The following is a 23,503-nucleotide window of genomic DNA, read 5'->3' as shown; positions in this document are numbered from 1 at the left end:
GGAGAGGCACGTCATGACCAGTACCACCCTGGCGGCCACCGGCCAATGGACGCGCACCGGTGACCTGCCCGCTCCGAGCAGCTGGTACGGCCGCCACGACGGCGCCGTCACCCTGACCGGCGGAAAGGTCCTGGCGGCCGGTGGCGCCACGGCCTCCCAGGCCGCCCGTACCCAGGCCGCGCTCTACGACCCGGGCGCCAAGACCTGGACCGCGACCGGAGCGCTCCAGACGTCGCGGCGGCTGCACACCATGACGCTCCTGGACGACGGCAAGGTCCTGGTGGCCGGCGGGATCAGCGGCACGGCCCAGTTCCCCGCGCCCGGCCTGGCCTCCGCCGAGCTGTACGACCCCGCGACCGGCACCTGGACGGCCACCGGCGGCCTGCACGGCAACCGATGGGGGCACAGCGCGGCCCTGCTGCAGAACGGCAAGGTCCTGGTGGCGGGCGGCGCCACGGTCCGCTCCGGCCAGTCGGTCAAGGCGCTGCGCACCGCCGAGCTGTACGACCCGGCCACCGGCACGTGGACCGAGGCCGCCCCGATGACCGACGCCCGCTCGGGCCACGTCGCGGTCGTGCTGCCGAACGGCCGGGTGCTGGTCGTGGGCGGGGTGGTGCCCGTGGCCAAGGACGCGGAGGCGGCGCTGGCGTTCTGCGAGATCTTCGACCCGGCGAACGGCACCTGGGCGCCGACCGGCGACCTGCTGGCGGCGCGGGGCAGGCACCAGGCCACGCCGCTGTCCGACGGCACGGTGCTGGCGACCGGCGGCAGCGCGCCCGGCGGGCCGGGGGACGGCACGTTCGACCCGTACAGCCGGGCCACGGCCGAGCTCTACACGCCGGGCACGGGCGCGTGGACGGCGCTGCCGGACATGCCGTCCGGGCGCGGCCTGCACCGCGCGGTGCCGCTCGGCCAGAAGCGGGCGCTCGTGATCGGCGGGACCGGCAGCGTACGGGACGGCGTCGGCTACGCCGGCGCCCTGATCTTCGACGGCGCCACGAAGACGTGGACCCCGGCGGGCGGGCTGGCCGTGGGCCGATGGGGGTTCGCGGTGGCGAAGCTGGCCGGGGCCGCCGGGGTGCTGGTGACCGGCGGCGTCGTACGGTCCGGGCTGGCCGCGGCCGTCCTCGGCACCGACGAGCTGACCGTCGCGACGGAGGTCTTCACCGAGGCGGTCGTGCCGTGACCCCCAACGCGTACTCGTTCTTTCCGTGGCTGCGTACCGGCCTGACGACGCGGCTCACCGACGACCCCGGGACGGCGGCGCGGGCGAGCATGGCCGTCAAGCTGCGGCTGACCGGCGACGCGCTGAAGGGCGGCACGATCACGCGGGACGTCGATCGGCGCGTGCAGCTCTACGGGCCCGGTGACATCGTCGGCGTCGACGCGCGCGCGATCTCCCGTGTGGAGCCCAGCCCCTGGATCACCAACGCCGAGCCCAACTACCTGGCGCACGTCGAGTTCTACGACGAGGACTTCCCGTGGCGCTACAGCCCGGCCCCGGCCACCGCGACGACCCCGCGGCTGGCCCCGTGGCTGGCGCTGATCGTGCTGGCCGGCGGCCAGAACCCGGCCGAGGACCCGGGCGCCGAATTCGCCGAGGGCACGGTGCCGGGGCGGCCGCTGCCGTACATCACGGTGCGGAATCCGGCCGCGACGCTGCCGCCGCCGGAGCAGCTCGGCGCGTTCGCGCACGTGCACGTCAACGGCGCGCTGAACGGGCAGGTCGTCTCCAACGACATGGGGTTCGCGCTGCCCGCCCTGGGCGGGATCCTGGCGTCGAACGCCGACAGCGCCTGCTCCCGCGTCATGTGCCCGCGCCATCTGCGGCCGAACACCACCTATCACGCCTTCCTGGTGCCGGCGTTCGAGACGGGACGGCTGGCGGGGCTCGGGCTGGACCCGGCGCCCTCGCCGAAGGCCCTGCACGGCGCCTGGGGGCCGGACTACACGGGGCGTCAGGAGCCGGGCGCGCTGCCGTACTATCACCGCTGGTTCTTCGGTACGGGCGCCGCCGGCGACTTCGAGTTCCTCGTCCGCCTGCTGGTGCCGCGCCTGCCTGACGCGCGGGTGGGGCGCAGGGACGTGGACGTGCACCGGTCCGCCGGGCCCGGCCTGCCGGGCATCGACTCGCCGGCCGCGCTCGGCGGTGTCCTGCGGCTGGGCGGGGCGCTGCGCGCGCCACTACGCGCCGACGACCTGCACGAGAACTGGGACGACCAGCCGCCGGACAAACCGTACCCGCACGACTTCCAGCGGGCGCTGGCCAAGTTGATCAACCTCGGTGACGACTACCTGGAGCAGCCGCCGATCGCGGCGCACGCCCGGCTGGCGGCGGAGCTCCCGACGGCCGGGGACCTGGCGGCGGAGCCGGATCCGGTCATCACGCCGCCCCTGTACGGCCGCTGGCACGCGCTCACCACCCGGCTGCTGTTCGACAGGGAGAACCAGCCGATCACCCAGAACCGCAACTGGGTGCACCGGCTCAACCTCGACCCCCGGTTCAGGATCGCCGCCGGGCTGGGCACGCGGGTGGTGCGGGAACGGCAGGAGGAGTTCATGCTGGCGGCGTGGTCGCAGGTGGGGGACGTCCTCGCGGCCAACGCCCGGATCAGGGCGGCGCAACTGGCCAGGGAGGTCGGGTTCGTCCTGCACGGCAAGCACCTGGAACCGCCCGCGACGCTGATGCGCGCCCGGGTGGCGGCCATGATGGGCGCGGAGGGCCCGCCCCCGTCGGGCGCCGGCCTGGCGGCGGCGCTGTCGGGCCGGACACTGGCCCTGACCGCCCCGGCCGGCTCCCGCGTCCTCGCCGACGACCCGAGAGCGGCCGGCCTCGGTATGGAGACGGCCTCGAACGGGGCCGGGAAGGTGTCCGTGGGGTTCCACGTGGCGCGCAGCCGGGTCTCCGGCACGCCGTTGTCGCCACCGATGCGCCGCCTGACCAGGCCGGGCTCCCGCCTGATGCGTACGCTGCCGTTCACCGAGACCCTGGCCCCGGACGCGCTCGTCCCCCGCATGGACGAGCCCGGCGGCGTCACCGCGGCTCCCCCGAAGGTCACGCCGGAAGCCGTCGTCACCCCGGGCCGGCTCGACGAGGTGCTCCACTCGGAGCCCCCGGCGGAGGGCGGCGACCCCGTGGACCGGCTGCCCAAGAGCCCCGACTTCGTGATCACGCTGCCCGGCGATCCCTTCATCCCCACCGAGGGCACCGACGACAGCGACGAGGCGCTGCGCTTCAAGGACGCCCTGCGCGACCTCTATCGCGGCTGGGACGCCGCCGAGCTGGCCGGCCAGGCCGAGCCCCGCCCCAGGCTGGACGTGACCGCGTTCACCGACTCGATGCTGACCGGGCTCCGCGCCGACCAGGCGGTCCCGAGAAGCCTGCTGACCTCCGTGGCGCTGCCGGACCGGCTGCGGCCGTTCGCCGAGCGGTTCATCGAGGCCATGGCCTATCCGGTCATCGACCTGCCGATGTATCAGGCGCTGCTGGACATGTCCGTGGACCTGTTCGTGCCCAACCTGTCCCTCATCCCGCCGAACACCATCACCCTGCTGGAGCCCAACCCGGAGTTCATCGAGTCGTACCTGGTGGGGCTCAACCACGAGATGGCCCGCGAGCTGCTCTGGCGCGAATATCCGACCGACCAGCGGGGCTCGCCGTTCCGCCAGTTCTGGGACGTCCGCACGGTCCCCTCGCCGCCGGCCGAGTCGGCCAAGGAGCGGCGCGAGCGCCTGTACGACATCCGCCCCGTCCACGACTGGCCCAAGACCGGCAGGCTCGGCGAGAACGACAACCGGGACATCGGCCAGGCGCAGGAGAACGAGCTGGTCCTCGTCATCAGGGGCGAACTTCTCAGGAAATATCCCAACGCGGCCGTCTACGCCCACCGCGCCCGCTGGCAGCCCGACAACGAGCACCCCGACCCGCGCCAGGAACGCCTCCCGGTGGACCTCCTCGACCCGCTGAACCCGACGCCCAAGGAGATCCTGTTCCCCCTGTACGAGGCCAGGGTCGCGCCCGACATCCACCTGCTCGGCTTCGACGTGACGGCCAAGGCGGCCAAGGGCGAGCACGGCGACCCCGGCTGGTTCTTCGTCATCAAGGAACGCCCTGGAGACCCCAGGTTCGGCCTCGACGAGGGCCCGAAGACGCGGGTCGAGGTGTGGAACGACCTGTCGTGGGCGGACGTGGACCCGGCGGGCAACGGCTTCATCCGGCTCGACGACACCACGACCCCGGTGCCGCTGCTCAAGTTCGACCTGCCCGACGACGACCAGGAGAAGCTGGCCCAGCAGGGCGAGGACCTGGAGCTGCCCGTCTGGAACGGCGGCCTGAGTTCGGCCGACGTCGCTTACGTGCTCTTCCAGGCCCCCGTGCTGCTGGCCGTGCACGCGCAGGAGATGTTGCCCTGATGTCCGTCACCGATGGGCCACTCACCGGCCCGCTGAGCGATGACCACCCGGTGCTGCTCGGTCCCGTGCGGCTGGAGACGCGGTTCACCGACACGGAGCTACTGGTCCGGATATTTCCGGATGAGTGGGCGATCGACAAGTTCGAGCCGAAGCCGACGGCCGCCGAGATCGCGGCGCTGGACGCGTACTGGATCGCCCTGTGGCGTTCTGGCGGCGGCGCGGTGGCCGAGGAGGCGGCCTGGCAGGAGCTGGCGCGGCGGATTCCGGCCGGGCGGGCGAACTGGCTGCTCCAGGGGCATCGGCCGGCCGACATGGGCGCGCGGCCGACCGGTGTGGCCGCCGGGACGACCGTCCTGGTGATCGTCAGCAACCAGCCGCTGCCCGCGAACGACCGGCAGCCGGCCATCACGTACTGGACCGCCGTGTGGCGGGCGCACGGCGACCGGGAGGCGGTCGGGGCGGCGTTCGTGGCGCTGCGCACCGCCGTCGGGAACACCAGGGCGCAGGCCATCAGGGCCCGCAGGCCGGTCGGCGTGGACGCGCCGCCGCCCGGCGCGGGCGACGACGTCGTGGTGTCGTTCCTGGTGCTGCCGGTGGCCGCCGACGTGGCGGCGCAGTCGTGGACGAAGGCGGCGCGGGCGCGGCTGCTGCCCGACAGGTTCGTGGTGCTCGGGTTCGAGGGCGGCGAGCAGGTGGTGTCGGTGACGGGTACGCCGGTGCCGGACACGCTGCCGGTGAGCCCGGACCCGGAGGCGGCCGACCAGCTCAAGGTGGACGAGCGGAGCGGGTCGTTGCACGTCCCCGACGAGCTGGGCTGGCTGACCGACCTGGACCGCGCGGTGGCCACGGGGATGGCGGTGCGGATCCCGCTGACCGACCGGATCAGGGGCGGGCTCGACCGGCTGGTGGTGCTCGGGCTGCGGCAGCGGTCGGGGCCCGAGGAGACGGGCGCCGAGCTGGCCGACCTGATCACCCGGCAACTGCGCGGCCCGTCGGGGTTCATGCTGGTGCCGCAGGGCACGCCGACCAACAACAGCGAGGCGGCCCCCGCCGGGCAGAACGCCCGCGAGGAGGCCGAGGCGGGCCTCCGCACGGCGGCGGGCATCGGATTGACGGCCGAACCGGGGCTCCAAGACGAGTGGGCCACCAGGACCGACGGTGAGTGGCTGGCCGAACTGCTCGGCATCGACCCCGCCGCGCTGGCCGGCACGCCGAACGCCGACCGCACCGACCAGCGCGACGCCAAGGCCGCCAACATCGCGCTGTGGCCGGCGACCTGGGGCTCGTACCTGCGGACCATGCTGCACCCGATCGTACCGCCGGACATGGTGGACAAGACGCGCGCCTTCTTCACCCGGTACGTGTCCGGTCGCGGCCCGCTCCCCGTCGTCAAGATCGGCCGGCAGCCGTACGGGATCGTGCCCGCCACGGCGTACTCGCGCATGTCCCTGCCGCCCGGCCACCGGCGCGGCCTGAAGCGGGTCCTCGACGCCGCCGCCCAGGACTGGCGGGCCGCCGCCACGGCGCACGTCGCCCACCTGGACAAGGACGACGACCCGCACCAAGTGCTGCTCGACATTCTGGCGCTGCACCCGACCTCCGCCGAGTACCACCAGCGATACGCGCAGAGCGTCGAGGACGTCTACAACCGGGAGAACCTGGCCGGTGGCGGCCCCCGGGTGCTGCCCGCCCTGGACCGGCTCGACATGCCGCGGCCGATCCGCGCCCTGCTGGCCAGGCTCGGCCACACGGGGCAGGACCCCGACCTGGTGCGGCGGCTGTTCGTGGGCACGCAGCACCCGCTGCTCGGCCCGCTCGTGGACGACCGCCCGCCCTCGGAGACCGACCCGGTCCGCGCCTACCTGCCGGGCGGCGGCAACTACCTGCAGTGGCTGGCCGCGCACGCCGGGACCGACCTGGAGACGATCCGCCTGGAGAGCGGGTTCGCCGGTGACCGGCGACCGGCCGCGCTGCTGTACCTGCTGCTGCGCCACGCGGTGCTGCTCGGCTGGGAGGACGCGGGCCGCCGGCTGGCGGCGCTCGCGGGCAGTCCGGTGCCGTCGCCGGTGGACCCGCTGTTCGTGCACGTCAGGGGCGGGGCGCCGAGCGAGAGCCGGTTCCGCCAGCTCTACTCGCCCGACCAGGCGATCACCGGCCTGCCGGACCGGCTGGTGCGCGAGCACATTCCCGCGGTGCTCGGCACGGCGGGCCCGCAGGGGCAGGCGATCGCGCAGCTCGGCGAGCAGGTGCGCGCGCTGGGCCTGCTGGCCGGGCTGCCGACCGCGCGTCTGGAGCGGGTGCTGGCCGAGCACCTCGACTGCGCCGCGTACCGGATGGACGCCTGGATGCTCGGGCTGGCCACCGAGCGGCTGACCGAGCTGCGCCGCCCCGGCGGCACGGGTGTGCGGCGCGGTGTCCACGTCGGCGCGTACGGCTGGCTGGAGGACGTCCGGCCCCGGCCCAAGCCGCTGCGGCCGGTCACTCTCACCGGCGACCTGGCCGCGCTGTTCGGCCCGACGGTGTGGCACGACCCGGCGAACGGCGGCTACGTGCACGCCCACTCCCCCGCCCAGGCGACCACGGCGGCGGTCCTGCGGGCCGGTTACCTGGCCAACGCCACGCCGGAGACGCCCGGCATGTTCGCCGTGAACCTCAGCTCCGAGCGGGTCAGGGTGGCGCTGTCGCTGCTGGACGGCCTGCGCCAGGGCCAGTCGCTGGGCGCGCTGCTCGGTTACCGGTTCGAGCGCGGCCTGCACGACCGGTTCGAGGACGTCGAGCTGGACACGTTCATCACCGCGCTGCGCGGCGCGTTCCCGCTGCGGGCGGGCCGGCTGCCCGGCGCCAAGCCGGACCAGGACACCGCCGTGGAGCTGGTGGAGGCGCGCAACGTCGTGGACGGCCTGGCACTCGTCCGGCGGATCACGCGGACGCCGGGCGCGGCCCACTATCCGTTCGGCGCCGAGGGGCTGCCCGACGTCGAGAGCCAGGCCCAGCAGGACGCCATCGACGCGGAGGCGCTGCGGCTGCTCGACACGCACGACGCGCTGGCCGACCTGGCCGTGGCGGAGGGGACGTACCAGGCGCTGGCCGGTAACCCGGAGCGCGCGTCCGCGACGCTCGACGCGTACGCCAAGGAGGGCCTGCCGCCCGACCCCGCCGTGGTGCGCACGCCGCGCGGCGGCGTCACGCTGACCCACCGGCTGGCCGTGCAGTTCCGCCCGGGACGTGGCCCCGGACCTGGGGACACGCCGCGCGGCAAGGCCGAGCCGGCGATCGAGGACTGGCTGCCGTCGCTGCTGCCCGATGACGACAAGGTGGCCGCGCTGGTCACCTGGACGGACCCGGTGGACGGCGACGCCGAGAGCCGCGTCGTCACCCAGCGTGACTGCGGGCTGGGCGCGATCGACCTGCTGTACGCCCTGCGCCCGGCGAGCGAGGCGGCCATGACCGACCTGGACGACCGGATCGTCGGCGTCGTCATCGACCGCGACCATCCCCGGCCCGACGCCGTGCTGACCATCCGCTACACCCAGCGGGTGCCGGGCAGGGTGACGTTCTTCGAGCTGTCGCAGCTCATCGCCGCCCTGCGGACGCTGCTGACCACGTCGAGGCCGGTACGCCCGAGCGACCTGACCCCCGCGGCCGGCGCCGAGACCGTCGACCGCGCCGCCGACGACGCCGTCTCCCTGCCCAGGTCGCGCCCCGCCGAGGTCAGGGAGGCCCTGCGGCGCCTGGCCGACGACGTGGGCGACTATGTGGAGGACCTGGCCCGGGTGTTCCCCGAGCCGCCCGCGCCCGTCCGGCGCGGCGACGCGATCGAGGGGATCGACACGTTCCTGAGCCGGTACGCCACGCTCGTGGCCAGGGCCGGCGGGTTCGGCATGGTGCGCAGCGGCTGGGGCGAGGTGGCCGCCTGGCGGCAGGGCGTCTTCACCGAGGTGCTGGCCGCGGCCGACACCGTTGCGGACCGGCTGGCCAAGGCCCTCGACGAGGCCGACGAACTCATCTCCGCCTACGACGCGCTCCCGCAGTCCGCGTCCGACACCGAGCGCTTCCTGCTGCTGCAGAAGGCCGAGCGGCTGCTCACCACGCGGCCGACCAGCCCGCTGCCCGACCGGCCGCGCCGGTTGCGGACGATCCTCGACGACCGCCGCAGGGACTTCGCCCGCCGTCTCGACGACGTGCGCGACGTGGCACGGACGAACCGCAGGTCACTGAGCGGCCTGCTGGACGAGGTGGCCGACCTGCTGCCGCTGACCGACGTGGATCCGGCGGGGCTGGACCTGCGGCCGTACGAGGACCGGGCGGTCGCGTACGGGGCCGAGCTGCTCGGCCGGGCCAGGGCGCTGGCCGCCGAGATCGACGGCCGGGTGGAGTCCTCCGGCAAGGCGCTGGACGCCTACGACAAGGCGGTGACCGGCCCGGAGAAGGTCCAGGCCGCGATGGAGGCGCTCAAGGCGCTGCTCGGCGAGGACGTGCTGGCGGTGCCCGAGTTCACGCCGGCGCAGCGGCTCGCCCAGGACTGGCGCAGGGCCCACGACGACAGCGACGACCTGGTCGAGCACCTGGAGGACGACTTCGGGCGCGAGTTCCCGGTGGACGACTGGCTGCACGGCGTGGCCAGGGTGCGGGACCGGGCGCGGCTGTGGGAGCAGGTCACGCTGCTCAGTGACGCGCTGCGCGGCCCGGGCGACGGCCTGATGGGCAACCACGACGGCTGGGACGAGCCCGCGCTGACCCCGATCCAGCTCCCCTACCGGCAGCGCGACCACTGGCTGGGCATGGAGTTCGCGGAGGGGGCCACGTTCGGGGAGGACCGGGTGCTGTTCACCGCCCACTACGCCGACGACGACTTCATCGAGGACGGCGCGGCCTGCGGGCTGCTGCTGGACGAGTGGACCGAGGTGGTGCCGGCCGAGCGGGAGACCACGTCGATCGCGCTCAACCACGACCGGCCCGACTCCGAGCCGCCGCAGGCGATGCTGCTGGTGGCGCCGCCGGTCAAGACGGGCGCGTGGCGGTGGGAGGACCTGGTGGCGGCGGTCGGTGAGACGTTCGACCTGGCCAGGAGCCGCGCGGTGGAGCCCGCGCACCTGGACGGGACGGCGTACGCGCACCTGCTGCCCGCGACCGTGCTGTCCGCGACGCGCCGGCCCATCACGATCAGCACCGACCTCGCCGTCAACAACCTGCGCGGCCGGGAGGGATGACCGATGCTCGAACCACCCCGCATCGAGAACCTGCGCGAGGCGCTGGCGCGCCGCGACCACCCGGTGGTGGGCCTGTGGAACCGGCTGGAGGTCCGGCCTCGGGCGACCGACTTCGACCGCGCGCTGCGGGCCGAGGTGCGCGACGCGCTGTGGATGCTGACCCGGCAGTGGCAGCTCGGCGAGTTCCGCGGGTCGGACGCGGGCTCGCCGGTCACCGCGACGTACGCGCTGGCCGCCGCGACGCCCGACCGTTTCAGGCCGGGTGAGAGCGCGCCTGAGGACCTGCCCGCCGGGCTGCCGCTGGAGGCGGCCGCGGAGCGCCAGGCTCTGCCGTTCGCGTTCGGGACCGACCGGATCTCGTTCGACCTGCGCCTGGCGCTCGGCCGCCGGTGGCTCAAGCTGCTCGGCAAGTCCTCGTCGCTGCGCCAGTACCGGCCCGCGTACGTCAAACGCTTCCCCATCGCGCTGCCCGACCCGAAGGCCGACGCCGACACGCCCCGCGTGGCGCATCCGGAGGTCTGGTCGGCGCTGCAGGCCGTCGCGGGCCGCAGGATGGACGGGTACGAGCTGTACCGGCGGGTCAAGGACGGCCACCACGCCTACGACGGCGTCGAGGACGTGCACCACAACCACCGCCAGAAGCTGGACGAGCTCGGGGCCAGGCTGGTGGCCTGGTTCGACGAGCTGATCGAGCAGCCCGCCGGCGGCGCGGCCTGGGATCCGCGGCGGCTGGAGCACCACTTCTCCGTCTCGGGCGGCGGCAAGGTGCTCACCGCGCCGGAATATCCGGGCGGCGAGCTCGACTGGCACGCGTTCTCGATCGACCCCGGCGGCCCGCTGGGCGGCACGTCCGCGGCGCCCGCCAGGATCAACAGGACCGTGTTCCCCGCTCCGGTGCGCTTCTCCGGCATGCCGCTGCCGCGCTGGTGGGCGATCGAGGACGGCCGTACGAACTTCGCCGCCGTCCGGCCGGACAGCACGGACCTGGCACGGCTGATCATGCTGGAGTTCGCGCTGGTCTACGGCAACGACTGGTTCCACCTGCCCTGCGACCTGCCCGCGGGCACGATGGCCTCGATCCTGGGGCTGGCGGTGACCGACGTCTTCGGGCAGCGGCTGTGGGTCACCCCGGCGGGCGCCGGCGACGACCAGGACTGGCAGCGGTGGTCGATGTTCACGCTCGACACCATCGGCTCCGGCTCGGTGCCCGCCGACACCGGCCTGTTCCTGCCACCGACCGTGCCGAAGGCCGCCTCGGGGCCGCCGCTGGAGGAGGTGACGCTGATCCGCGACGAGAACGCGAACATGGTGTGGGGCATCGAGCGCACCGTCCGGCTGCCGACCGGCCAGGGGCGTTCAGGGAGCGAGGTGGCGGCCGAGATCCTCGCACACCGGCTGCGGCTCTTCCCGCCCGTGCCGCCCACCGATCCGCGCGCGCCGATCGCCTATCAGGCGATGAACTCGGTGCCGGAGTACTGGGTGCCGTTCATCGCGGTGCACGAACCGGGCGAGAACCGGCGGATCCGGTTGCGGCGCGCGGCCATGCCGAGCGTGGTGGACGCGCGGCCGGTGCGGCCGCGTACCGGGCTGCTGCGGGAGGGGCTGGACAGTACGCCGCAGGCGGCGTACTTCGTGCACGAGGAGGAGGTGCCGCAGACCGGTACGCGGCTCACGGTCGCCTACAACCGGACCCGGTGGCGGGGCGGCAGGGTCGTGGTGTGGCTCAGCGCGCAGCGGGGCACCGGGCGGGGCGAGGGCTCCAGCGGGCTGGCCTTCGACCTGTTGGTGGACACGGCCACCGACCGCCCCTCCATACCCTGAAATTTCGGGAGTCTATGACCTAGGATCTGGTTTGTGACCGCGCCGCACGGCATCAACCCGAATGTTCCACATTCCGCCCGGGTCTATGACTACTGGCTGGGTGGCAAGGACAACTTCGAGGCCGATCGCCGGGTGGCCGAACAGGTCATCGAGGCGGTGCCGGGTGTGCGCGAGAGCGCCAGGAACAACCGCGCCTTCCTCGGCCGGGCCGTCCGCCACCTCACCCGGCTGGGCGTGCGCCAGTTCCTCGACCTGGGCACCGGCATCCCCAGCCAGGGCAACACGCACGAGGTCGCGCAGGCGGAGGCGCCGGAGTCGCGGGTGGTCTACGTCGACAACGACCCCATCGTGATGACGCACGCCAGGGCGCTGCTGACCAGCACGGCCGAGGGCAGGACGGCGTACATCGAGGCCGACGTACGCGATCCGCAGTCCATCCTGGAGCACCCCGACGTGCTGGCCACGCTGGACTTCACCCGGCCTGTCGCGATCATGATGGTCGCGATCCTCATGCACATCTCGGACGACGACGACCCGGCCGGCCTCGTCAAGGCGTACGCGCAGGCTCTCCCCAAGAACGGCTATCTGGTGGTCAGCCACCTGACGCTCGACCTGGTCTCCGAGGAGATGGCCGGCCGCTACCTGAAGGCCACCCGGCACCAGGCCATGCACAGGACGCCCAGGACCGGCGAGCAGATCACCCGCTACTTCGAGGGGTTCGACCTGGTCGAGCCCGGTCTGGTGGGCGTCTCGGAGTGGCAGGACGCGCCGCTCTTCCCGGACCCGGCCACCTGGATGTACGCCGGCGTGGGCCGCAAACGTTAGTCCTCCTCCAGGAAGTAGCGCAGGTAGAAGTCGGGTTTGGCGAGGAAGCGCCGCCAGTCGTCGACCACCTGGAGCTTGTCCCATTCGGTGGCGCGGATGCCGTGCTCGCCGAGCTCGACGATCTGCGCGCCGGGCAGGCTGGTGAGGATGGGTGAGTGGGTGGCGCAGATGATCTGGCCGCCCTCCTGGGCCACGCGGTGGAACAGACCGGCCAGGCGCAGGCACGAATGGAACGACAGGGCGGCCTCGGGCTCGTCCATCAGGTAGAGCCCTGGCCCGGACACCATGCGGTCGAGCACCGTGAAGAAGCCCTCGCCGTGGGACTGCTCGGTGAGGTCGCTCTCCCAGTAGCCGTACAGGCCGGACACCCGCTGGCCGAGGTTGAAGAGGGTCTCGGCGCGCATGAAGAACGCCCGCCGCTTGAGACGCGGGCCCTTGACGAGGCGCAGTCCCGTCGCGGTGAAGCCGGCCCGCAGGACCGCGCCGAGCGGGGTGGGCTCGCCGGTGGAGGCGTACTTGGTGCCCGCCTTGCCGCCTTCGGCGTTGATGCGGCACACGTCGGCGATGGCCTCGATGATGGTGGACTTGCCCGATCCGTTCTCCCCGACCAGGAAGGTGACCGGGCGGGTGAGGCTCAGCCCGTGCTCGGCCAGGTGGGCGACGGGGGCCAGGCCCGCCGACCAGCCGTCGGGAAGCTCGGGGACGTCGATCCTGGTCAGTAGCAACGTTCGAGATTCCTTCCTGGTGTCCGTCAGACCTTTCCTATGCGATCCGGACGGCGAACGCGTGCGCCCGAATCGTTCCAAAACGGTTTAAGCTTCAATTGGTAGGTGGGTCTTGGCGACGGGACGGTGGCGTGCGTACAACGGTCGAGGTCGACGTGGCCGCGCCACGGAAGAGGCGCAGGGGGTGGCTCGCCTGGACGGTCGTCGCGCTGCTGGCGCTGTGGGCCGTCCTCCGGGTCGGCGGCCTGGAGTGGGGCTCGTTCCCCACCCAGCTCATGACCGTGACGCCCTATGGGGCGGGGCTGGCGGCGGTGGTCGCGCTGCTGTCGCTGCTGCGGCGCAACCGCCCGGCCGCGCTCGCCGCCGCGATCGTCGGCGTGGTCATGGCGTCGGTCGTGGTGCCACGGGCGTTCGGCGCGGACCAGCCGGTGACGGGCGGGCCGGCGCTGCGGGTGCTGACCGTCAACCTGTTCGGGCGCGGTGACGCGCAGGCCGTGGTGGAGCTCGTACGGCGGTACGACGTCGAGGTGCTGAGCGCGCTTGAGCTCACCTACTCCGTGGCCGCCGCGCTGGACGCGGCCGGGATGAAGGAGCTGCTGCCGTACCGGGTGCTGCAGCCGGAGTTCGGGGCGACCGGGAGCGGGATCTACTCCAGGCATCCGGCGACGGAGCTGACGGGGCTGTTCACGCCGATCGGCCACAACATGCCGGCCGCCACCCTGTCGCTGGCCGGTGGGCGCAAGGTGGAGCTGGTGGCCGTACACCCCAACCCGCCGCTCGGCCGCAAGGAGGCGGAGTGGCGGGCCGTCCTGCGCGACCTGCCCTCGGCCTCCTCGTCGGCGATCCGGGTGCTGGCCGGCGACTTCAACGCCAGCCTCGACCACCGGGCCTTCCGCGACCTCCTGGAACGCGGCTACGTGGACGCGGCCTCCCAGGTGGGCCAGGGCCTTACCCCGACCTGGCCGAACTTCCGGGCCATCCCGCCGATCATCTCCATCGACCACATCCTGGTCGACCGGCGAGCCGGGGTCGCCCACGTCGAGATCCTGGACGTCCCCAAATCCGACCACCGCGCCGTCTACGCCGACCTACGCCTCCCTTAGAACCCCCGGGACGCCCACTCGGGGCCCTCACGTCGGGACCCCCACCTTCCAAAGGACCTCGCCGAAGTGCGGCGGGGCGGAACGGGCGGGAAAGCCGGGGGGGTCAGGCCCGGTAGTCGAACCAGTCGAAAGCCGCACTCCCCTCCGTGACGTACATCCCGACCACCCGCCCCGTAAAACCGCTGGCCACCTCAGTGGTGACGTACCGGCCGTCGAGTTCGGCGAGCAGAACCCCGTCGGCGGTGAAGGAGATCGTGTCGGGCCCGGTGGCCGTCACCCCGAGGAGGTCGCCGGAAGGGGCGATGACGGACGGCGGGAGAAGGCCGGTGGTGCGGAAGGCGATCCCGAGGGTGAGCGCCCCGACCGGCGCCGGCCGCTCGGCCACGCACTGCCGGACAGGCCCGATCCGCGCGATCACCCGGACCATCCCCCCGGCCACCTCCAGGTCGTAGTGATGGGCCTCGTCGAGGCGCACCGACAGCCCCGCCGTCCCCCCGCCCGCCTCCAGACGGGCGGCGACAAGGCAGTCGGGATGCTGCTGACGGCGCCCGACGAAGGTGTGGCCGGGCCGGTCGAGCGTGGGCCCGGTGGCGTGCAGGGTCAGGTGGCCAGGCCGTTCGGTGAGCGACCAGGAGGAGTCGGGACGGCTGCGCGGCGAGATCCAGTACGGCGCCAGAACGGCGGCGTCGAAGTCGTCGCGCGCCGGGTCCTCGGGCAGGGGATGCCAGGCGGCGGGCGCCGGATGCCGGTCGAGCACCGGCCCCGCGACCGGCCACCCGTCCACCCACTCGACCGGGACCAGGAACGTCTCCCTGCCCAGCCCGTGGAAACCCGGCGTACGACCACGCGGCCGGGTGCCGAGCAGCACCATCCACCAGGTCCCGTCGGCCGCCTGGACGAGGTCGGCGTGCCCGGTGCTCTGGATCGGCCGGTCGGTGCTGCGGTGGGACAGGATCGGGTTCACGGGAGCGCCCTCGTACGGCCCGCGCGGCGAACGCGCACGAGCGACCGACACGCCATGCCCCCGCTCGGTGCCGCCCTCGGCGATCACCAGGTACCACCAGTCACCCACGTGGTAGAGGTGCGGCGCCTCCGGATACTGCAGCCCGGTGCCCGGCCAGGCCGGGAACGGCCCCTCCAGCACCTTGCCCGTCCCGGTGTCGATGCGCGCGACCTGCGTACCCCAGACGGCGCACCAGCACGACCCGTCCTCGTCCCACGCCAGGTCGGGGTCTATCCCGGGCAGATCCAGCCAGACCGGGTCCGACCACGGCCCCTCGGGACGGTCGGCGGTGACGAGGAAGTTGCCCCGGTCGCTCAGGTTGGTGGTGATCAGGTAGAAGCGGCCGTCGTGGTGCCGGAGCGTGGGCGCGTAGACGCCGCCGGACGAGGGGGTCTCGGGCGGCAGGCGGAGTTGTTCCGGCCGGTCGAGGACGTTGCCGATCTGCCGCCAGTGCACGAGGTCCCGGCTGTGGAAGATCGGCACGCCGGGGAAGTACTCGAAGCTGGAGCAGGCCAGGTAGTAGTCCTCGCCGACCCGGCACACGCTCGGGTCCGGATGGAACCCGCCGAGCACCGGGTTGTCGTACGTCCGCACTTTCAGCCCTCCAGGAGCCGGGTCGAGGTGGTGAGCCGCCGTGCCGGGCCCAGGGTGATGGTCTCACCGGTGAGCCGGATGACCGCGCGCAGCAGGGGTTCGTCCGCCGAAGGGCCGGCGGCGAGGGTGATCGTGCCGGGCTCGACGATGCGCCGCAGGTCGACGCCGGTGTAGGAGAACGCGTCCGCGGGCACGTCGAACGCCACCTCGCGGGTCTCCCCCGGCGCCAGCGCCACCCTGGCGAACCCGATGAGCTGGATCGCGGGCCTGGCGACCTGCGCGACCGGGTCGGAGGCGTACAACTGGACGACCTCCTCGCACGGCCGGTCACCGACGTTGCGGACGGTCACCCTGGCCTCGACCGTGCCGTCCGTGGGGCACTGCGCCCGGTCGGTGACCAGGGCCGTGTACGCGACCTCCGCGTACGACAGCCCGTGCCCGAACGCGAACGCCGGCGTGGGGTCGAGCACCGTGATCCCGTCCGCCCGCCGGCCCAGCGGCGGCTGCAGGTACGTGGACGGGTTGATGGCCGGCGAGGCGGGGATCTGCACCGGCAGCCGGCCCGACGGGTTGACCCGGCCGCTCAGCACGCCCGCCACGGCCGCCCCGCCCTCGACCCCGGGCAGGAACGCCTGGACCGCCGCCGCGACCCGATCCTTGTACGCCCCCAGCGCGTACGGCCGCCCGGACACCACCACCAGCACGACCGGCGTACCGGCGGCCAGGACCGCCTCCACCAGGTCCGGCTGGAGGCCGGGCAGGCGCAGGTCGGCCGCGTCGCAGCCCTCGCCCGAGGTGCCGCCGCCGAACAGCCCGGCCCGGTCGCCGACGAACAGCAGCACCAGGTCGGACTCGGCGGCGAGCGCGGCCGCCGCGGCGATCCCGGAGGCGTCGTCGCCCATCACGTCGGCGCCGATCGCGTGCCGCAGGTCCGCGCCGGGGAACTCGGCGGCCAGGGCCTCGCCGATGGACGGGACGGGCAGGCCCATGCCGTGCTCCGGATAGCGGTCGAGCACGTGGTTCGGGAAGGCGTAGCAGCCCAGCAGGGAGCGCGGGTCGCCGGCGCACGGCCCGATGACCGCGATCCCGGCGGTGGTGGCGGGGTCGAGGGGCAGGGTGTCGGCCGGGTTGCTCAGGAGCACGATGGAACGTTCCGCGACCGCCGCCGCGAGGGCCCGGTTGCGGGCGCTGTCCAGCTCAAGGTCATCGCCGGGGGCGTCCGGGGCGGTGTCGAGGAGGCCGAGTTCGATCTTCTGGTGGAGCACGCGGCGTACCGACTCGTCGACCAGGGCCTCGTCCACCCGGCCCGCGCGGACGTGCGCCACCAGGTGCTCGCCGTATCCGACGGTCTCGGGGAGTTCCACGTCGATGCCCGCCCGCATCGCCACCGCGCCCGCGTCCGCGTCGTCCTCGGCCACCCCGTGCATCGAGGCCAGGAACGGGATCGCCCAGTAGTCGGCCACCACCGTCCCCTCGAACCCCCACTCCTCCCGCAGCAGCCGCCGCAGCAGGTCGGCGCTCGCTCCGACCGGCACCCCGTCGAGGTCGGTGTAGGAGTTCATCACCGAGCGCGCCCCGCCCTCGCGCAGCGCGGTCTCGAACGGCGGCAGCACCACGTCGGCCAGTTCCCTCGGCCCGATGCTGACCGGGGCGTGGTTGCGGGCGGCGCGCGAGGCCGCGTACCCGGCGAAGTGCTTGAGCGTGGCGATGATCCCGGCCCGCTCCAGCCCCCGCACGTACGCCGCCCCGAGCTGCCCGGCCAGGTACGGATCCTCGCCCAGCGTCTCCTCGACCCGCCCCCACCGGTAGTCGCGCACGACGTCCAGCACCGGCGACAGCCCCTGGTGCACCCCGGCCGCGCGCAGGTCGGCGCCGATCGCCCCCGCCAGCCGCTCGATCAGCCCGGGGTCGAACGTGGCCGCCCACGCCAGCGGCGTCGGGTAGGCCGTGGCCCCGTACGTGGCGAAGCCCGTCAGGCATTCCTCGTGGGCGATCGCCGGGATGCCGAGCCGGTTGGCGGCGACGACCCGTTCCTGGAGCGAGCGCAGGCGGGCCGCCCCCTCGGCCGGGCTCACCGGGGCGGTGCCGTAGACGCGGGTGAGGTGCCCGAGCCCGTAGCGCAGCCGCTCCTCCAGCGCGCCGCCCGCCATGAACAGGTCCTGCAGGGGCGCGACGTTGCCCGGCTCATCGGTCTGGACCCAGACGGACCCGAGCTGCGCGACCTTCTCTTCGAGGGTCAGCTCGGCCATCAGGCTATCCACGCGCTCGCCGATCGTACGGGCGCGGTCCCGCCAGGGCGCGAGGCCCGGTGCGTTGACAGAAGTCATGGCTGCGGCTTTCGAGAGATTCACCCGATCATTACGCCGGGACTTTAAGTGCCTCTCGCAACGACGTCAAGAATATTTCGAAGTCATACCGAAAATTTCGGAGCCGGGTCGGCGGCCACCCGGAGAACGACCTTCGCACCCCGCGATGACCTGCTCAGGCGGCCCGGCCCGGCCGATGAAAGTTTCAGGAAAGTTGCCTAACCGCGTTTCTTGACCACGTCCTCAAGACTCATGTCGCCGTCCGGAGTCCTGACCTGCCAGTCGAAGGACCGCGCGGCGTCCGGGAGCGGCTGTCCCTGTTGCGGCGCCACATACGTGCCCGCCTTCGCGGGGTCGATGGCCGCCTTGCCGAAGTCGATCGCCGCGGCGCCGTCGGGGCGCATGAACGCCAGTTGCACGGCCGCCGAGCCGCCGATCCCCGCCGCGAGGCCGCCGAGCACGTCCTTGAGCCCGAGCGAGCCGAGGAAGCGCTGCAACTGCCCGGTCGCGGCGGCCAGGGACGCGTTCGCCTGGGCCGCCGTCGTACGCATCGCGATCTTCGCGGCCACCCTGGTCTGCGGGGCGAGCGAGAGCGCCTGCAACGCGAGCAGCCGCAGGTACGTCGTCTGCGCGATCTTGGCCGCCGCGCCCCAGTAGACGAGGAACCCGTCGCCGATGCTGTCCACGTGCCCCGCCACCCACTGCACGTTGGTACGGAAGGCGTCGAGGTGGGCCCGCAACTCGGTGGCCGCACTGGCGAACGCCCGCTGGTCGTCGGCGATCCACTTCTGCCCCGAGGCGTTGATGACGGCGGTGAGCGCGTTGTTGGCCCCCTTGTCGAGCCGCCCGCCGGCGCCCGCCTGGAGGTTGGAGGCCGCCGTCCAGATGCCGAAGACGTTCGCGACGGCGGGCGCGGTGGCCAGCAGGCCGAGCGCGATCGACGGCTCCAGCCGGGCCGCCTTGCGCAGGATGTCCCGCACCGCGGCCGGGTCAGGCGGGCTCTTCACCGCCCGCAGCGGCGACCCGTCCCTGGCCCGCCCCGCGACCCTCGGACGCGCCCTCACGGCTTGATCCGTTGCACGGCGAGGTCCTCGGCGGCGCGCCAGTTCCGCTCGGCGATCCTCAGGTCCTCACCCTCCCACTTGCCGAGCACGGCCAGCGCCGCCTCCGTGTCACGCAGGAAGGAGTCGAGCAGCGACCGGTAGAGCACCCCCACACTCCACTCCCCGAGCGGCCCCCAGCCGGGAAAGTCGACGGACCTGTTCTCCTCGAAGATCTGCCGCACCTCGGTGATGACCGGCAGCACGTCGTCCCTGAGACCCCGACGGACCGCACCGATCGCGGAGGGGGTGATATAACGCGTATCCACGGATCCCACTCTGTAATGCGCGACGCGGACGGCGCTGGAACGTCATTTATTGATCATTAACAGTTCTCATGTGCGAAACCACGCCGCTTCCCACCCTTTATCCCGATAAATTGGGGTAACCGGGGGACACATGTGATTTGAGGGGCGGAGTGCACAGCCAGCGCGACCTTTACCAGGCGTACCGCCTCACCATCCAGCGCATCGGCCTGGCGCTGCTGCGCGCCCAGCCCAACCAGCCGGAGTGGCCGCTGCGCCGGCAGAACATCGGCTTCCTGGCCGGGATCATGGTCGCGGTCCTGCTCTGCGTCGGTTTCGCCGTCTACGGCCTGCTGCGCCCCGGCGGCACCAAGTCGCTGGAGAACCCCGGCACGCTGATCATCGAACGCGAGACCGGCGCCAGGTTCGTCTACAGCCAGGACCAGCGCCGGCTCATCCCGGTCGCCAACTACGCCTCGGCCCGGCTCGTCCTGGGCGAGGGGCAGGTCAAGGAGCGGGTCGTCGCGCGGGAGGCGCTGACGAAGTACGAGCGCGGCGCGGCCATCGGCATCCCCGACGCCCCCGACTCCCTGCCCACTCCGGCGAACCTCACCAAGGGCCCCTGGTCGGCCTGCGTGCAGGAGCGGGCCGAGCCGACCGGGCGCAAGCCGTACGTGACGCTCGTCGCGGGACGGGAGATCGGCGGCACGCCGGTCGCGGAGGGCGACGCGCTGCTCGTGGACGTGGGCGGCCAGACGTGGGCCGTCTGGCGCGGCACCCGCATGCGCGTGGCCGCCGGCATCGCCCGCGGTCTCACCGCCGCCACGCCCGCCGCCGTACCCGTGACCTGGCTGAACGCGCTGCCTGAAGGGCCCGACCTGGCCGCGCCGCCCATCGCCGGGCGCGGGCGGCCGGTGGCCGGTCCCGGTGGCAAGGCCGCCGCCGTGGGCCAGGTGTTCCGCGCCGGCGCCGTGGCCGGTGGCGAGGCCCGCTGGTACGTCCTGCTCGGCGACGGCCTGGCCCCCATCACTCAGGGGCAGGCCACGCTGCTGCTCAGCGACCCCGACAGCAGGGCCGCCTACGGTGGGGGCGCGGTCAAGGAGATCGCGGTCGACGCCGCCACCGCCAACGCCGCCCCCCGCTCCCGCACCAAGCCGCCCGCCGACGGCCTGCCCGCCGTCATGCCGCGGATGACCGCGTACGACCCGGCGAACCCGCTCTGCGTGGTCTACGCCGAGACGGGCACCGGCTCCACCCGCGTCCGCCTCACCACCGGCGCCCGGCTGCCCGAGCCGCGCGGCGACGCCACCGACCTCGTACGCCTCCCGCCGGGCCGCGCGGTCCTGGCGGGCGTCCTGCCCGGCGACGGCCAGCTCACGGCCGTGCAGTCCTACTACCTGATCACCCCGGAGGGCCGCCGCTACGCCGTGCCGGGCACCGACGTGCTGGCCAAGCTCGGCTACGCCGCCGCCCAGGCCGCCCCGGTCCCCGCGAACGTGCTCCAGCTCATCCCAGAAGGCCCGGTGCTCGACCCGGCCCGAGCCGCGAAACCGGTGCTGGAGGCTCAGTAGCCCCGGTAGCCGCCGCCGGTCTTCATACCGACCACGCCCGGCACGTTGGACACCGAGCCGTAGCGCGAGATCGCGTACTGGACGCCCGCGATGATGTTGTCCACCGGGTTGTAGATGTTGCCGTGCCCCGGCAGCTTGTGCGCGTTGAACGTGGGGTCGATGGTCTGCATGAGCCCCTTGGACGGCGTGCCCTTGGCGGCGTTGGAGTCCCAGTTGTTGATCGCGTTGGGGTTTCCGCCGGACTCGTGCTTGATGATCATCCAGATGTCGTTCGGGTTCATCTTGTCCGCGGGCACGCCGTGCCGCTTGAGGATGGTGATCGCCTGGTCGATCCATTCGGCCACCTGCCCCTGAGGCGCGGGGCCGCCGCCGGGCGGGGGCGGGCCGCTGGGGCCGTACCCACCGAAACCCACGGTGCCCGAGTCGGGCGCCGAGCCGGACTTCGTGCCCGGTGAGGCGCCGGCCAGGTCGGTGTTCTGGCCGTCCAGGCGCGCGGGCTCCCAGCCGAGCGGCTTGCCCGCCGCCGGAACGAACGGCTGGGTGTCGACCTCTTCCAGGCCGCCGGACGCGCCGGTGAGCGGGCCGAGCGATCCCTTGATCTTCTTGCCGGCGTCGGCCATCGTCTTGACGGTCGCGTCGATCGCCTCTTGGAGATCCCCGCTGAGGGTGCCCAGCTTCTCCGACAGGATCGTCCCGACCTGCTCCTCGGTGGGCTTCGGGTCGCGGTTTCGCGCCTCCTGGGCGGCGGTGATGTAGTCCTGGCAGATCTGCTCCGCCTGTCCCTTGGCGGTGCGCAGGGCCTCGGCGGCGGCCTCCAACTGACCGGCGCACTCTTGCAGGGTGCCGGCGAGCTGGCCGCCGCGGTTCACGACCTTGGTCATGTATCCGGCGAAGGCGTCCGCGCTGGGCCCGTCCCAGGCGCCGTCCACGTCGGAGACCGACGCGCTCAGCGCGCCGGTGTGCTCCGTGTATGTGCCCGCCATCGCGCGCCAGTTGCCGGCCGCCGCGGTGAGGGCGCCGGGGTCGCCGTTCAGCTCGACGGCCAGGTCCGCCAGCTTGGCACCGCCCGGCACCCCCCTGACCTCCTCGATCGCGCTCACCGCCGGGCCGCCCCCGAGTCGGCGGAGACGATCGTCCGCTCGACGGCGTCGAGTGCGAGTTCCACGTCCTTCAGGCGGAGGTGCAGGGTGTTGGACACCTCTCTGGAGGCGGTCACCACTTCGGTCACCGCCTCGGAGAGCAGGCCGGCGCCCCAGATGTGGTCCGAGCCGGGAAGCCCGAGGAGGTTCCCGAAGGCCGTCCGGGCCGGGGCGTTGTCCACCCACTGGTCGAACGCGCCGGACGCGGACTTCACCGCCGCGGCGCACCCGGTCAGCGCTTCGCGGTGGAACTTGAGCATCACGCTCGGCTTTCCTTTCCTCAGCGCCGGAACAGCTCCAGCAGCTCCTCGGCCCGGTGGGTACGCGCGATCCACACCTCGCGCCCCCGGCGCTCCCTCGTGATCAGCCGGCCGGCCCGCAGCCGGTCGCAGTGGTAGGTGAGGCCGCTGGGCGCGATCTTCATGTCGGTGGCCAGCATGGACATCGTCATGGGCTGGTCGAGCGCGCACAGCAGGTCGGCCCGCACCGGCCCCACGAGCGCCGTCAGCTCGTCCACGGCGGGCGCGACGGGTTTGCGCCACAGCGAGTCGGCCCCGGGTACGGGGTAGGCGATCCACACCGCGTCCGGGTGGTCGAGGCTGACGATCACGGCGTCCTTGCCCGCCAGCATCGGCACCAGGACGATCTTCCGGTCGCCCAGCTCGTGCGTGGTGGCCTCGACGTCGGAGATGAGCAGGCCGCGCTCGCCGTACATGATCCGGCCGCTGAGCGCGCCGAGCAGCAGTTCGGGGCCGCCGCGCACGTTCGTCACGCCGACCCGCTGGATCTCCCGGTCGAGCAGCGGGCGGGCCCGCTGCCACAGCGGTTCGGTGGTGTTCCAGACATCGGCCAGGGCACTGGCGTAGCCGCGCAGCCAGCGCGTGGGCCGCTCGGCGGCCGAACGCCAGTGCGCCGGCGGCGTGCCGGGCCCGAACGTCTCCTCCAGGTCCTTGATCAGGGCGTCGGGCGGGATGTCGTGCAGCGCGCTGACCTGGGTCGGCACGGAGATGTCACCGTCGACGGGCGAGTGCGGCACGAGACTGTCGGGCGCGATCGAGTAGCCGGGCGCGGCCAGCGGGCGAACCGCGTCGTGACCGGCCGGGCCGACGCGCGAGCTGATCGCCCGCCGCCACAGCTCCGGCAGGCCGCGTCGGCGGCCCGCGAGAGCGTCGGCGATCATGGCCAGGGCGGTCAGGTTCGGTGAGATCGAAATGTGAAGCCTGGGTGTGGAGCCGAAGCGCAGCTCGCTCCACACATTCGTTCTTGTTACTTGGGCCCCCACAGGTAGGACTGTAGACAGGGAAGACATCGTCGGAGGAATGCTTCAACAATGCTCGAAACATCCATAAAACGGATGATCTACTGCCTCACGTGATGCGGACGCTTCTGCTTTCGACGCCGTCCGTCCGCACTTGGGTCAGGTCCATGTCTTGCCCCCTATGTCATGC

Annotated in this window: 15 protein-coding genes; 7 read left to right on the top strand and 8 right to left on the bottom strand. The window is 73.1% G+C overall.

Annotation, left to right across the window (positions count from 1 at the left end):
• Positions 1-13 precede the first annotated feature (13 nt).
• Genes C4V41_RS03575 through C4V41_RS03555 form a run of 5 tightly spaced genes read left to right on the top strand, consistent with a single transcriptional unit; the run spans position 14 to position 12,269 of the window.
• On the top strand, positions 14-1,186 hold the full coding sequence (locus C4V41_RS03575) for a Kelch repeat-containing protein (protein WP_103954244.1): 1,173 nt from the start codon (positions 14-16) through the stop codon (positions 1,184-1,186).
• Positions 1,183-4,413, top strand: a complete 3,231-nt coding sequence (locus tag C4V41_RS03570; RefSeq protein ID WP_103954243.1) for a hypothetical protein — start codon at positions 1,183-1,185, stop codon at positions 4,411-4,413. Before C4V41_RS03575 ends, C4V41_RS03570 begins: the two co-directional genes overlap by 4 nt.
• Complete coding sequence (locus C4V41_RS03565; RefSeq protein WP_103954242.1) at positions 4,413-9,623, top strand: hypothetical protein; 5,211 nt, start codon at positions 4,413-4,415, stop codon at positions 9,621-9,623. Before C4V41_RS03570 ends, C4V41_RS03565 begins: the two co-directional genes overlap by 1 nt.
• Before the next feature lie 3 nt (positions 9,624-9,626).
• Positions 9,627-11,444 carry a hypothetical protein gene (locus tag C4V41_RS03560; RefSeq protein ID WP_103954241.1) on the top strand — a complete coding sequence of 606 codons (1,818 nt, stop codon included), beginning with the start codon at positions 9,627-9,629 and terminating at the stop codon, positions 11,442-11,444.
• A 33-nt stretch (positions 11,445-11,477) separates the two neighbouring features.
• Positions 11,478-12,269 carry an SAM-dependent methyltransferase gene (locus tag C4V41_RS03555; protein WP_103954240.1) on the top strand — a complete coding sequence of 264 codons (792 nt, stop codon included), beginning with the start codon at positions 11,478-11,480 and terminating at the stop codon, positions 12,267-12,269.
• Here C4V41_RS03555 and C4V41_RS03550 read toward each other — a convergent pair.
• Entirely contained in the window at positions 12,266-12,994 is a 729-nt protein-coding gene (locus C4V41_RS03550; protein WP_103954239.1) for an AAA family ATPase, read from the bottom strand. The two genes, C4V41_RS03555 and C4V41_RS03550, sit on opposite strands and share 4 nt — an antisense overlap.
• Before the next feature lie 131 nt (positions 12,995-13,125).
• On the opposite strand from C4V41_RS03550, the gene C4V41_RS03545 reads away from it, so the two are divergent.
• Positions 13,126-14,097, top strand: a complete 972-nt coding sequence (locus tag C4V41_RS03545; protein ID WP_103954238.1) for an endonuclease/exonuclease/phosphatase family protein — start codon at positions 13,126-13,128, stop codon at positions 14,095-14,097.
• A 103-nt stretch (positions 14,098-14,200) separates the two neighbouring features.
• Here C4V41_RS03545 and C4V41_RS03540 read toward each other — a convergent pair whose 3' ends face one another.
• From C4V41_RS03540 to C4V41_RS03525, 4 genes are all read right to left on the bottom strand, one after another.
• The gene (locus C4V41_RS03540) at positions 14,201-15,694 is read right to left on the bottom strand and encodes a glycoside hydrolase family 43 protein (protein WP_103954237.1); all 1,494 of its coding nucleotides are present in this window, start codon (positions 15,692-15,694) and stop codon (positions 14,201-14,203) included.
• 2 nt (positions 15,695-15,696) lie between these two features.
• The gene (locus C4V41_RS03535; RefSeq protein ID WP_235029885.1) at positions 15,697-17,955 is read right to left on the bottom strand and encodes a glycoside hydrolase family 3 N-terminal domain-containing protein; all 2,259 of its coding nucleotides are present in this window, start codon (positions 17,953-17,955) and stop codon (positions 15,697-15,699) included.
• A 263-nt stretch (positions 17,956-18,218) separates the two neighbouring features.
• The gene (locus C4V41_RS03530; protein ID WP_103954235.1) at positions 18,219-19,064 is read right to left on the bottom strand and encodes a hypothetical protein; all 846 of its coding nucleotides are present in this window, start codon (positions 19,062-19,064) and stop codon (positions 18,219-18,221) included.
• Entirely contained in the window at positions 19,061-19,369 is a 309-nt protein-coding gene (locus C4V41_RS03525) for a hypothetical protein (RefSeq protein ID WP_146103515.1), read from the bottom strand. Before C4V41_RS03525 ends, C4V41_RS03530 begins: the two co-directional genes overlap by 4 nt.
• A 149-nt stretch (positions 19,370-19,518) precedes the next feature.
• Between C4V41_RS03525 and eccB the strand changes: the two genes are divergently transcribed.
• Entirely contained in the window at positions 19,519-20,916 is a 1,398-nt protein-coding gene (eccB, locus tag C4V41_RS03520) for a type VII secretion protein EccB (protein WP_103954233.1), read from the top strand.
• Here the strand turns inward: eccB and C4V41_RS61660 are convergent.
• Genes C4V41_RS61660 through C4V41_RS03510 form a run of 3 tightly spaced genes read right to left on the bottom strand, consistent with a single transcriptional unit; the run spans position 20,910 to position 23,235 of the window.
• A complete protein-coding gene (locus C4V41_RS61660; protein ID WP_200823714.1) occupies positions 20,910-22,016 on the bottom strand; it encodes a transglycosylase SLT domain-containing protein in 1,107 nt (368 codons plus the stop codon). The two genes, eccB and C4V41_RS61660, sit on opposite strands and share 7 nt — an antisense overlap.
• On the bottom strand, positions 22,013-22,318 hold the full coding sequence (locus tag C4V41_RS61655) for a hypothetical protein (protein ID WP_160150156.1): 306 nt from the start codon (positions 22,316-22,318) through the stop codon (positions 22,013-22,015). Before C4V41_RS61655 ends, C4V41_RS61660 begins: the two co-directional genes overlap by 4 nt.
• Before the next feature lie 17 nt (positions 22,319-22,335).
• Complete coding sequence (locus C4V41_RS03510) at positions 22,336-23,235, bottom strand: ArsR/SmtB family transcription factor (RefSeq protein WP_146103514.1); 900 nt, start codon at positions 23,233-23,235, stop codon at positions 22,336-22,338.
• Between the last annotated feature and the right edge of the window lie 268 nt (positions 23,236-23,503).

It is taken from the genome of Nonomuraea solani (assembly GCF_900108335.1).
Taxonomy (GTDB): domain Bacteria; phylum Actinomycetota; class Actinomycetes; order Streptosporangiales; family Streptosporangiaceae; genus Nonomuraea; species Nonomuraea solani.
The sequence above is the reverse complement of the archived record's forward strand: the minus strand, read 5'-3'. Positions and strand labels throughout refer to the sequence as shown.